At 55.1% G+C, this 12,664-nt stretch carries 7 protein-coding genes and 2 pseudogenes; 5 read left to right on the forward strand and 4 right to left on the reverse strand.

Features of this window, described 5'->3' with window-relative positions; all coding sequences use genetic code 11:
• Window positions 1–11: 11 nt before the first annotated feature.
• Entirely contained in the window at window positions 12–2,120 is a 2,109-nt protein-coding gene (sctV, locus tag PSH69_RS09580; RefSeq protein WP_305411779.1) for a type III secretion system export apparatus subunit SctV, read from the reverse strand.
• Window positions 2,120–3,232, reverse strand: coding sequence for a type III secretion system gatekeeper subunit SctW (gene sctW / locus PSH69_RS09585; protein ID WP_370695254.1), 1,113 nt, complete (start codon window positions 3,230–3,232; stop codon window positions 2,120–2,122). The genes sctV and sctW overlap by 1 nt, the downstream gene beginning before the upstream one ends.
• Before the next feature lie 244 nt (window positions 3,233–3,476).
• Between sctW and PSH69_RS09590 the strand changes: the two genes are divergently transcribed.
• From PSH69_RS09590 to fni, 5 genes are all read left to right on the forward strand, one after another.
• Window positions 3,477–4,025: an RNA polymerase sigma factor gene (locus tag PSH69_RS09590; protein WP_305411781.1), complete on the forward strand. Its 549-nt coding sequence runs from the start codon at window positions 3,477–3,479 to the stop codon at window positions 4,023–4,025.
• A gap of 433 nt (window positions 4,026–4,458) precedes the next feature.
• On the forward strand, window positions 4,459–6,825 hold the full coding sequence (locus PSH69_RS09595; RefSeq protein ID WP_305411782.1) for a type III effector HrpK domain-containing protein: 2,367 nt from the start codon (window positions 4,459–4,461) through the stop codon (window positions 6,823–6,825).
• Window positions 6,826–6,855: 30 nt separating this feature from the next.
• Window positions 6,856–8,331 (forward strand): type III effector, encoded by a 1,476-nt coding sequence (locus tag PSH69_RS09600; protein ID WP_305411783.1) that lies wholly within the window; start codon window positions 6,856–6,858, stop codon window positions 8,329–8,331.
• A gap of 668 nt (window positions 8,332–8,999) precedes the next feature.
• Window positions 9,000–9,950 (forward strand): terpene synthase family protein, encoded by a 951-nt coding sequence (locus tag PSH69_RS09605; RefSeq protein WP_305411784.1) that lies wholly within the window; start codon window positions 9,000–9,002, stop codon window positions 9,948–9,950.
• Between the two features lie 462 nt (window positions 9,951–10,412).
• Window positions 10,413–11,468, forward strand: coding sequence for a type 2 isopentenyl-diphosphate Delta-isomerase (gene fni / locus PSH69_RS09610; protein WP_305411785.1), 1,056 nt, complete (start codon window positions 10,413–10,415; stop codon window positions 11,466–11,468).
• Window positions 11,469–11,637: 169 nt separating this feature from the next.
• Here the strand turns inward: fni and PSH69_RS09615 are convergent.
• Together PSH69_RS09615 and PSH69_RS30240 are read right to left on the reverse strand one after the other, a co-directional pair.
• Window positions 11,638–11,792: pseudogene (locus tag PSH69_RS09615) on the reverse strand (IS256 family transposase); the annotation flags it as partial.
• A 56-nt stretch (window positions 11,793–11,848) separates the two neighbouring features.
• Window positions 11,849–12,585, reverse strand: a pseudogene (locus PSH69_RS30240) (IS5 family transposase); the annotation flags it as partial.
• Between the last annotated feature and the right edge of the window lie 79 nt (window positions 12,586–12,664).

A 12,664-nucleotide genomic window follows, 5' to 3' on the forward strand; every position in this document is an offset into this window, starting at 1 on the left:
TCTCCAGGGACTCAGGCGTCGTACTCGTAATCCAGCGCTTCCAAGTCTTCTTCCAGGTCTTCTTCCAGGTCGAATCGGCCCAGCACCTTGACTAGCGCGGCGTTGCTGACTTCGGCAAAAGACAGCACCGGTACGTGATGGAACTCTTCTTGCAACAAGGTCCGCAACGGGCTGCGCAGATCCTGAGGAACCAGGAGCACGGCCTGTTCTGCGGTACGCAATGGGAAGGCGATATGCAGTTGTTGAACCAGCAACTGACTAATTTCGTTGTCCAGAGCGAAGAACGTTTCGGTCTGGGTCTGGCGCAGTCCATCGCGCAAAATTCCTTCGCTTTCCGGACTCAGCACCCAGACCAGTAGCCCTTCGGCTCCGCGATACTGATGGTAGATCTGTGATCTCAGCGCGATGCGCACATAGTCGGTCAGAACCGTCACTTCGCGTTCGTGCTGGCCGTGCTCGATCAGGGTTTCGGCAATGACCCGGATCGCCCGCAACGGTACGCATTCCGACGCCAGCCGCTGCAGTACCGCCGAAAAGCGTGCGAGTGGTAGCACCCGCTGCATTTCCTGGGCAAGTTCCGGCTGTTCGGTTTCCAGCCAGCCGAGAATCGCTTTGGTTTCCTGTAGGCCGATGAATTGCGGGCCGCAAGATTGCAGCGAGCGCTCCATGCGCTCGATTATCAGCGTCTTGGCATCGACCCATTCGATGTGACCATCCTGCAACTGCGGGTCATCGGTCGGTAGCCACAGCCACTGTTCTTCATGACGCTCGGCGCTGCCGTACACTGAAGCCTCCGGGGGCTCTTCGAGCATGCTTGCATCCACTGCGACGTGACTCTGGGTAAAGGTGGCCTTGAGCAGCGGTACTTCATACACCGAAAAGCGAAATTCGTCCGGCGGTAGATGTTCGGCCTGCTCGATAATGAAGGAGGGTAGCGTCAGTCCGTACTGCACCACCAGACGGTTTCGACACTGACGAATCTCGCTGACCAGCTCCTCGATCTGTGCCGAATTCTGGCTGGGGTGAAATTGCAGAACGAACTGCCGACTGGGGGAGAATGTACGCAAGTCCTCACGTCCGTTCATTTCCGGGGCAATCGCCGCAGCCTGTGCCTGCTCGGTCCAGGGTCTGGCCCGTTGCAGTTGCAGCAGTCCGCCACCGCCGCAAATGATCGCAATGACGATGAAGACAACAGTTGGCATTCCGGGTAGGGCAGCGAAACCGATCATCGCCACCGCAGCGATAATCCAGGCCTTGGGCTGGCTGGTGATCTGCTCGGCGATTTCCCGGCCGATGTTCGGCTCAACGCCGTTCTCTCCGCTGGGGACGCGGGTAATGATCATGCCGCAAGTGACCGAAATCAGCAGTGCCGGGATCTGTGCGATGAGGCCGTCGCCGATGGTCAGTACCGTGTAAAGTTGCAAGGCGTCGCCAGCGGTCATGCCATGCTGCACCACGCCGATGGCGATGCCGCCGATCATGTTGATGGCGACAATGATCAGGCTGGCGATGGCATCGCCGTTGACGAACTTCATCGCCCCATCCATGGCACCAAACAGCTGACTTTCCTTGCCCAGTTCCGCACGACGTTTGCGTGCTTCGAGGACGGTGATCAGGTTGGCGCGCAGATCGCTGTCGATGGACATCTGCTTGCCTGGCATGGCGTCCAGGGTGAAACGCGCGCCGACTTCTGCCACTCGCTCCGAACCCTTGGTGATCACCAGAAAGTTGACCACGGTGAGGATCAGGAAGATCACCATGCCCACCGCCAGGTTGCCGCCGACAACGAACTGGCCGAAAGCTTCGACGATATGCCCGGCATCTTGATTGAGCAGAATCAGGCGGGTGGTGGAAATCGACAGCGCCAGGCGAAACATGGTGGTCAGCAACAGGACTGCCGGGAAAGTCGAGAACGCCAGTGGTCGCGGCAGATGCATGGCAAGCATGATCAGCAAGCACGCAATACAAATGTTGATGGCGATCAGTACGTCCACAAGGCCCGTGGGTAGTGGCGTAATCATCATGAATACGATGGTGATGACAACGAAAGCGCCGACGATTTCTGAACGGCGCATGGTCGCGAGGGCGATCTGGTTGAGCAGGTTGATGACACGTTCCATCAGGCAAGGCCCCCGTGGAGCTGGTTCTGTTCCTGTCGAGTCAGTTCGGCCATGAGAATGAGCAGATTGCCCAAGGCGTTTTGGCGGTTTTTCATGTCACGCCAGAGCAAGATCGGCAGCTGTTGCAGCATGGGTCGCAGGCCGTTGAGGAAGGCAAGTTGATGCTTGAGATGGTTGCCGCCAATGTGTTGCGTCAGTTGCAGGGTTTCATTAAGGCTCATGCCCTTGCCGGACAGCGTCAGCAGGTGCTTGAGAAACGCCGCTGTATTGACCTGCAGCCCGGGGTTCTTGTTGCGCATGCGCCCCAACAGATGCTCGCAACCTTGTATCAGGATCGCGACATGACGCGTGGTACTGAGGCCGTGCATCAAGGTGCGCAGTTGCTGCGGGGAAGTGGAGGGTGTGAAGTATGAAAAATCATCCGCGATGGCACTGCGCATGTCGCGCAGATTGAGCTCGAACTCTCCGGCTTCTTCGCGCTCGTTGATCAGCGCGTCGATCAGGCCGGTGATGTTCCTCTGGCCCGCCACTGCCACGCTGTAAAGGTTGCGGAGGGCGCCGCGCCGTTTGTTGTCGATACTCCGTCTGGAAAACATCTTGGCGCTATCGATCCCAGCGTGGGCGCGCTTGCCATACTGGCGACGCAGCAGCTTCAATTGCTGACTCAGCACCACATACTCACCTGTTTCGCCGTCCGCCTGAGCCTGTTTTCTGGCCGCTTGCAGTACCCCGTGAGCCTTAGCTACATCGCCATCAGCAAAGCTCAATATCTGCGCGAGACTCACCGCATTCTGTTTCTGCAACTGTTTGCGCAGATTACGTGCCGCGTCGTCGAGACCCTTATCTTGGCTGCCCACCAATAGCTGATACAGCTCACCCAGCTTCACTGCTCGCGATTGCAGGGCGTTGCTGTTGATGGTCAGTTCGCGCTGGCTGAGGCCGCGACTCTGTTGCGCCAGCGCAGAAGCGAACCGTGCCATCTGCTGCGATGAAACACCGCTAATGTTCGGTGCACTACTGCGCAGCGGGATACTCAGCGTCGCCGTATGCTTCGCTTGTGCGACTGGGGGTGTTTGTAGCGCTTGTGGGGCAGAGGGGGCAGCAATCTTCATAGGACGGTTCTGAGCATAGTCATGCTGCTTGAGTGGGGCGTCACTACGGTGCAGTTCCATCTATTTGAAAACTGATAACTCTGTGCCAAAAAACGTTTGAGATTTAGTTCTCTGGCGCAGGTTTTTGCACAAGATGCTGTCTTTCGGCATTTTTTAAATATAAAAAACAATGAGTTACGGATAATTTTAGGTGGCACGCATATCGCTATAGGGCTATCTCACTCCCAAACAAGGATGAGCTCTGATGTTGCCTAGCCTATCGATTCTCGACATTGATCATGCAAGCCGCCAAGTCGAAGGTATTCGTCAAATAACCAGCGTTGAGCTAAGGATGATTCGTGCGTTCATCCAAAAGCGAGTGATGAATCCGGAAGATGTCGATGACATTCTGCAAAGCACCTTTCTAGAAGCGTTGCGCAACGAGCACAAATTCCTGAATGCGAGCAAGCCCCAGACTTGGTTGTGCGGTATCGCGCTGAATATGATCCGCAACCATTTCCGGAAGATGTATCGCGAGCCTTATTATGAGAGCTGGGAGGATCACACCCATTCCGAACTCGACAGCGATGACGGTATTGGCCATCAAGTTGATGGTCATCGTCAGCTTATGCGTGCAGTCAAGGCAATCGGACGTCTGCCGTCGAACATGCAGCGAGTGATCGAGGTGTCATTGGACATGGACGGCAACTATAAGGCGACGGCTACTTCCCTGGGTGTGCCTATCGGCACAGTGCGTTCGCGCTTGTCTCGGGCAAGAGAACAACTGAAGCGTCAAATGGATCCGTTTGCCTGAAGCCTGTGTCAGCGTCTTCCGGGCACAGTCTGAACGGCAGAGTCGTTTCAGATGTGCTCGGTATCGTTGCATTATTGACCAAGTTGTGCAGAGCGAGTGCGCAATTGACCAGGAAGGCGGTTATTGCGGTAAGAGCGACCGCGTCGATGAGATGGATGATGGTCGGTAGTCTGTATCAGTTGAATAATGGAGGCAGGCTTGCGCGAGCCCCTACAAACCTGAGGACAATCGCTTTGATGGCGGGTATCAACACAGAATAATGGATCTTGGCAAAGGTTTTGGCGCGCCGTTCATGGCCAGCTCATCTGCTTTGCTGACATGAAATGATGGCGGTTCAAGAAGAAGCGATTGTTACAAGCAAGAACATTTTTCGGAACCAATTTATGCGTGAAACCACACATATACCATCCTTCCTTCTTGGACGATGACTCCCATGCGCGTTTCCAGCAGCCCCTTCATCGGTACCGCACCTCAAGCTGATAGTGATGATACAGTCCAGAATTCGCCGCTGAATCAGCCAAAGTTAGCGCTGGCACAGAATGGCAGCGTCAATCCGAGTGTTCATTTTGGCGCTTCGACAACGCAGTTTGTCGTTGCGGCAGAATCTACGGGGGATACGCAGGGCATCGAGCGGCAGTTACTGTCACTGCTGATACAGCTTACCCAGCTATTCAAAGGCCAGCCCCAGATACCTTTGGGGTCCTCACTTGCTGCCTGCCCCCAGGCAGGCGGCACCGGGGCGGCGTCGCCGAACGCGCCGACCCAAGGCATGACGGGTGAAGAAAAACAGGCTGCGGTCGCTGGTGCCAACGCAATGACCGCCATTGCACCAACGGACCCGACCAAGCCGGCCGATCAACCGAAGGCGGCGGAGGCCAACTTCCTCGATGATTCCAAATACTCGTCGCCCAAGGAGCTAGAACGTTGGGCGCCAATGGTCGCCAATTTGCCTCCGGACCAGCGCGAACAGGCTGCCAAGGAGCTTAATCGGCCAATCGCGGCTGCGCGCATGGCCGCCCAGAAAGGTCCGGATGCGGCCAAGGCAATGGATTTTATCAACGCCAACCCGTCATTAAAAACCGCGGTGGACACCGGCAAGCACGGAGGTAAGGCTGACGGCAAGATTAGCGACGATGATCTGAAGGCGTTCGCCAAAAACATGCAGAAGGCCGCCGAGAGCGCTGACAAGGACATCTTCAATTATCAGAAAGATCATCCGGATGCCGATCCGGGGTCGCTGGAGATGGTTCGCAGTGCAGCCCTGATTCGTGCTAACGATCCGTTGACCAAAGCCGCGGACCCAAAGCATACCTTGGGTGCCAACGGCGAGACTAAAGTCGATGGACTCACCAGTTTAGACGGACTCAAAGCCATTCATGACAACCCTGGGCTGGCCGGTACGCTGAAGCAGGCGGTGAAAACCTGGTCGCAACCGGGGTTTCTCGCCCAGATCGATCAAGGAGGTCTGGAAGGCCGCTCGTTGGCGGCCCATAGCCCGGACAAGTTGTTTAACTCGAAAAACATCAGCGACTGGGTGAAAAAACAGGCACCTACCAACGGTGGTGAGTTCGCTAGCATGCTCAGTGATGCGGCGACCCTCAATTCAGTCGCCAATGTCGACATCAGCAAGCTTGGCAAAGATGTATTCGAGAATCTATCAGCCTACAGCGGCGAGCAGAAAACAGCTGTGATGGTCAAGTTGCAGCAGACCCAGCAAAGCGTGAAGGCTGGACATGATTTGCGCAAAACCGAAAAAACCGAGGACGCGTTGAACGAGAGGATCGGGCAGTTGCAGGCAGATCCTGATGTGCAGGCATTCCTCGACAAGCAGGTGCCGCAACAGTCCCGTACCTTGATCGGCAGCACGCCGTCGTTGCAAAAAGCGGTAAACGAACAGATGCAGAAGGTCAACAGCGGCCAGGCATTGCAGGACGATTTGGACCGCGCTGATAAGGCTACAAGCAAGGACAAGCCCAGCGCCAATTACAGCAGCGCTATTGGTGGATTATCGGCGCAACTGCAAATGCAAAAAGATTTGCTTGGCCCGGACGCCAACGTACCGAGGGCTGAGCTGGTATTGGGCCAGCGCCCGGACCTGCAAGACCGGATTCAGGACAGTTATGTGCGCAACTTCAGTGAAGGCGGTGCGGTGAAGCAGTTGCTCAATCAGAAGAAGGCTGATGGCGAGCAGTCGCTCAAAGCCGCCGATGCGCAGAAAGCAGCCTATGACAGTGTGCTGCCCAGTGACTTCGTGCGAAGCCAGCAATCTAGCTATGTGCAGTCGACCTTCGCACAACTGCAGGACACCAATACCGGCCAGAAACTGTTGGAAAATGCCCAAGGCGACAAGGATGATGCGCCATCGATGGCCATGCTGCTCGGCTCGCAGATGGGGCCGGCGGCGCTGCAATTGGTCGCAGGCTTTACCTCGGTGTCGGACATGCTCGCCCGTGGCGACAAAACCGATGCCGCGAAAACCATTTACGACGGCACCAAGTCCGGGCTTTCGGCGGCCAAGCAGGGGTATAACGCCGTTGCCAAATCCGCTGGTCGTGCCGGATTGGGCGAGGTCGCCGCCAAGGTCGGCGGACGCGTTGCTGGCATGGTGGTCGGCGAGGCCACCGGTATCGCGATTGGTGCATCGATTCCAGTGATTGGCTGGATTGCAGACGCAGCCATGGCCTTGGGTTTTGGTATCTCTGCAATCATCGAGGCAGTGAAAAAGCACAAGGCTCAGAAAGCCTTCGATCATAACGTTGACCCGGTCTTAGATCAGTTCGGCATACCCAAGGCCCATTGATTACCCCTGATCTGAAGGAGATAAACTATCATGAGTATCGGTATTTCCCCTATTCGCCCCTTGATAGATCCCGACGCGCTGCACACTAATTTCTTGTCACTGAGCCGCAAGCATGGACAGAACAATTCGTTGGTCGGTTCGGTTCACAGTACCGAAGGCGGTCACTCGCCCGCACGGGTCAAGGCTGTCACTGAAGCAATGGCGCAGCATGACGTGAGACTCATCTCGGACTATCTCAAAGACTATATCTTCGCGGTTCATCGTCAACCCATGAAGTCCGTGCCCCGTAACGTAAGTCTGGCGGAGCTGAAAAAGATCGAACAGCACAACGTCGGTGCCGCGCGCAACAATAGACAACTTGACGACATCGCGGACAGCAGGGCGCGAATTCTACAGCGCCAAGGTGAAACCCTAAGCGATATTGCCGATACGCTGGCTAAGGCGGAGAAGTTCGATAGACTGGCCAGCCGCAGTTCCAGTGCGTTTCGCGCAATTCCGTTCGCCAGCGCCACAATCCTGCAGTACGCAAAGCCTGAAATCAGCAAGGGCAACTGGCTGCCGACGTCGCTCAAACCACTGGCACCGCTGATATCCGGCGCGTTGTCGGGTGTCATGGACCAAGTCGGTACTGGGGTCATGAATCGAGTGACTGGCGATGCGCACTATCTCACGGCCGCCCCGGAAAAACTGCACGACGCAATGGCCGACTCACTCAAGCGCAATGCACCTGGGCTGCGGCAGAAAAGCGTTGACATGGGCGTTGCGATCCAGGGCTACACCGCGCGAAACCTGTTGCGCACAGGCGTAGCCACCATGTTGGCAGGGCATCCTGCCGTGCAGGCGGCGGTAGATACGAGCATCGCCGCGGTAGGTGGCCTGGCCGCCAACGCGGTGTATGGCGACCGTATGCACACCAGTGAAGGCCGGGACCTCCAACGGGGTGGGGCGTATATATTCGGGCGCAAAGACGCCGAACCGAAAGCGTTGGATGATGAAATCGACTGGTTGGATGCCTATAAAAACATTAAAAATGCCACCTACATGGGCGCGGCAGTTAATGCTAGTAAGCGTCTGGCGGGTATGCCAATCGATATCCTGACGGATAGCATCCCGGCCGCACGTAGTCTGATCTCGGTGAGCAGCCTGGCCCAGAACGGCCTTTCCTTGTCCGGAGGATTTGCTGGTGCTGCCAAGTTGCAGGAAATGGCGGCGAAGAATATCAATAACCCTTATCTGAAAACCGCAGTCAGCCAGTTGACCAACACGGTAGTATCCGCGGCGGTATTCTCCAGTTGGACCACTGCCGGGGTGGTCACCGACCCGGCAACCCGGAGGGCAGAGCAGTTCTTGCAGCACGAGCTCAAGGATGCCTTTTCAGCGGCAGGGTCCTACATGGTAAACAAGGTTACGGGAGGGCTGGGGGTGACCAATTCACTGTTCGGTGACACCACCAATCAAGGTGTCGCGATCGGTGCGGCATCGCGCGCGCAATACGATAAGGCGTGATCTTGATACCAGTGAGAGCATCTTTGAAATGGTGTCGATGATTGCTTGGTAAACATACCATTTGCGGGAGCTTGGTCTATGGAGTCGTCGGGGCTTTATTTGATTGAAGTCTTAAAGTCGATATGTCATACGGAACATGTTCCCTTCTGGGGGGGCGGGGTAGTGATCAATATACTGAGATCCGGTTGACTATTTATTAGAGTCCGGCTTCGGAGTTAATATAGGAGCACGAGCATTTCGAATTGGTCAGGTTTTCGGCTGTTTTTTGTTAAAGCTGAAGATGGAGCATTTTGGACTTTTCGGCTAGGGCTTGAGAAGCCTGGTTAAAGCAAAGTGTTGTCAACAGTATCGAACTAGAAGTAAAACTTGCACTGGTAGCCGGCGCATGGTCTGGGATGGTGGCAGTGGCGCTTCGATTAGCCAAGAGTGGCAAAATATGGGTGTGCGATGCGGGAAAAATTTAGGGGTTGATGGAATCCTAAAATATGTGGCAACAAATTGCGAAAAGATTCTTGGCGAAAGATGGCGAACTCTAGAGTCGTTTGAAAAACTCAAAGCCCACCTTGGATTTATACCTGATCGTATCGTTCGAGCGAGTACTTTAATTGCGCTGCGAGTCTTCCCTCTGAAGATGTTAGCTTGATAACTTATTTGTACAAGGAAATGGTATGAGCCATCATGCGTTCAAATTGCTGGGTAACCTCAAATGGGGGGACGTACCCCCTATTAATACCCATCATCGACATCTGATCGAACAGGAGCATCGCTGGTTGACGAGTCTCGGCATCAACCAAGACGGTCCTGTATTGGCCCGTTATAAAAAAATCAATGTGCCTTTGCTCGCTGCTATGACTCACCAATGTTCGACAGTAGAGGGTTTGTCAACAGCACACCGGTTCTTATCATGGTTGTTCATCCTTGATGATCAGTTCGATGAAAGCAGTCCCGCAAAAAATTATGCACTTTTACAAGTCGTGGTAAATAATGTAAAGCGTGTTCTGGCCGGCGAGCCAGTTGTGGAGCATAGTCATGCTGGTCTATTTAGGGGGCTCGCCGATGTCTGGTCTGACCTGGCGTGCATTACCTCCCCTCATTGGCAGTCTCGCTTTACACAGCACATTATCGATTTTTTGGATGCCTATGCTTGGGAGTGCGATAATCGCCGTGATAATCGAGTGCCCTCGGTGGAGGAGTACCTTGCATGGCGTCAGGCCACTGGTGCCGTATTGCCATGTTTCGATCTTCTTATTCCTACGCTGGGCATAGAATTAGACGAACTAGACTTTTCGGTGCACGAACTTGGCGTTTTAGAGTTTTTAGCGTGTGAAATTATTACACTTTCGAATGACCTGGTATCCTATCATAAAGAGATTAAGGCGCAGGATTTTCATAATCTGGTCACCATATACACTCGTGACGGTTTCAGCACTCAGTCAGCGATGGAACGGGTGGTCCAAAAGATAGAGCTGGACATCGCGGAATTCGACCGGGTAGCCAAGCTGCAACTCTCCGTACGTCCGAACGTCAACTTGGTTCGCTACATTTCCGGATTGAAGAACTGGACCACCAGTAACTTTTACTGGTCCACTGTGAGTGCGCGGTATTCGCTGGATTTTTGATGCCACGAGCGAACCCGGTTTGCAGGAGCTTCGGAAGGCCTGGTCGGCGTAGAGCTGTGCCTTAAGAAGCGGGAGGGAGAGCGAGTGCGCTTCTTTCGGAAATAAGCGATGTTGAGTTATACATCATAACGTCGGCTGAACACCGGGCAGGTACCAACATTGCCGTCTTTGCCTTGGATCAGCAAGGTGTTTGATATCACGTCGTTCGTGGATATCGCTCTCGCAATCGGGGGGTGTACCTATGCCACAGACTAGAGAGTTCTCGGTAAGTGTTGTAACTGTTAACGAATAAACTGATGGAAACGGCATCGGTCTTGTTAAGTTACTGCAGTGGGTGTTGGAGGTGTGTCCAGCGTTCGGCTCCTTTCCCCGCCAAGCAGGCAGGTAACGTAAATTACATGTACAACTGCTCAATCAGCAGGTTGAGTTCGGATAAAAATGATCCTAGTAAATGGAGTAGTCATGAATAAAAACGATCTGAGTCGGCGCAAGGACGATCATTTGAATATCGTGTTGGGCAGGCATGGCGAAACTCATGGCACAGGTAATGGTCTTGATGCGATCCAGTTTGAGCACTGCGCATTGCCGGAGTTGGACTTGGCCAGTATCAATCTGGACAGCTCCCTACTGGGCATGCGGTTGCGCGCGCCCCTGCTGATAAGTTCCATGACGGGTGGCGCCGAGCGCGCCATTGCGATCAATCGCCATTTGGCGGAGGCCGCGCAGGCGATTGGGATTGCCATGGGTGTGGGTTCACAACGGGTCGGGTTACAGGGTGGAAACGATCAGGGATTGACCCGCGAGTTGCGGCGCCTGGCGCCTGATGTTCCGCTGCTGAGTAATATCGGCGCTGCTCAGTTGCTGGAGAAAGTGGGCCTGGATCTGGCGCGTGGCGCTGTCGAGAGCTTGCAAGCCGACGCTTTAATCATTCATTTGAACCCGCTGCAGGAAGCCGTCCAGACGGAAGGGGACAAGGATTGGCGAGGGATTCTGGATGCCATCAGTCGTACCGTGGAAAGCGTCGGCGTGCCGGTGATCGTCAAGGAAGTTGGGGCCGGGCTGTCTGCTCAGGTGGCGGTGGCATTGGTGCATGCTGGTGTTCGCGTCATAGATGTAGCCGGTTGCGGCGGAACGAGTTGGGCGGCGGTCGAGGCCGAACGCGCAATCCGGCCTGCCGATCAAAAAGTGGCCATGGCGTTCGCCAACTGGGGTATTCCAACTGCGACAAGCCTAGCCATGGTACGAAAGGTATTGCCGGATGTGACATTGATCGCATCCGGCGGCATTCGTAACGGCGTGGACGCGGCAAAAGCCATTCGCATGGGCGCCGACCTGGTGGGGCAGGCCGCAGGGGTGTTGCGTGATGCCACCTTGTCGACGGCGGCGGTCATCGAGCATTTCGACGTCGTTATCCGGCAACTGCGCATCGCTTGCCTCTGCACCGGGTCTGAGGATCTCAAGGCATTGCGGACCGCCAGGCTGCTAGCACCGCTGTGCCAGAGCGACGTGCAGCGATGAGCCACTTTGGGGTGATCGCTCCCGGTTTTTACAGTCATTTCCAGGCGCTCCAGGCTCCAGGCCTTGGGCGGGGTTTTGCTCGATCGAAGGCACCGTGCTGCGTTTTTTCAATGGGCCGCTACCTGCCAGTGGGTGGCTGATCCGCGTATCGGTTGCGGCCACTCGGTGCTAGGGCTCGCTCGACCAGCACCTTTTTGAACGCCATCAAAGCGTCCTGAATGTCTTCTGCATTCATCAGGCCGTTTACGAACTGATCAATCAGCTCTTTTGGAATGGCTGGAAGGTCTCGCGTGGCCTCACAGGCCGGTTTTTCTTGGTCGGCATACATGCACCTCTGCAAGCAATATGTTATGCCCCGAACACAAAATTATGACACTCCCGCGCGTAGCGATGCGGCGGTTCTCCTTCAACCAGCCAAACATACGCTCGATGATGTTGCGCTGCCGGTACTTGGGGCGATCAAGCAGTCTCGGTAAACCCGGCTGGGTTTGGGCTTCATGGGATTACCGGTTGCATCTGGTAACGGTCGCAGTAACGACTGAGGGCTTTGGCATCATAGCCCTTATCGGCAGCGTTTGCGGGGGCGACCATACACGCTTGGGATATAAGCACCGTTCAACAACCGTTGGGCATAGGCGATGTCGCCGGCTTGCCCGACAGTGGAAAACTCAGCGGTACGCCATTGGCATCGCACACCCTATGAATCTTCGTCGTCAAACCGCCCCGGCTACGTCCGAGCGCATGATCTTGCGGTTCTTCAGGCCCCTTTTTTTCCAGTACCAGAAGACCCGGGTTGCACGTACCGCTGTGGAGTCAATCATTCAGGTTTCCAGGTCGATCATCCCTTGCTCGTTCAACCTGATGTGAAGCCGCTTGTGCATCAGATTGAATACCCGCGATTACGTCAATCTCGAAACTGCTGATAGACGGTTGACCAGGGCTCAAAGTGCTAGGGCATATCGCGCCAAGCGGCTCCCGAGCAGAGTACCCAGAAAACGCCGTTGAGCGTCAGGCGATCATCTGTGCGAGGCCGGCTGTTTCGACGACGTTCCACAAAGAGATCCGCGACCAAATCCCAGGCCGCATCGGAGAGTTCATACCGCTTTTTGCCATCAATGGATTCCTTTCCTTCGATGGTTGCGATCTCTACCGAATCTCAGCGCCCAAGAGCCCCACTGTGAGATTTCGAAGGATTT

Origin of the sequence: Pseudomonas sp. FP1740 (genome assembly GCF_030687165.1) — a bacterium.
Taxonomy (GTDB): domain Bacteria; phylum Pseudomonadota; class Gammaproteobacteria; order Pseudomonadales; family Pseudomonadaceae; genus Aquipseudomonas.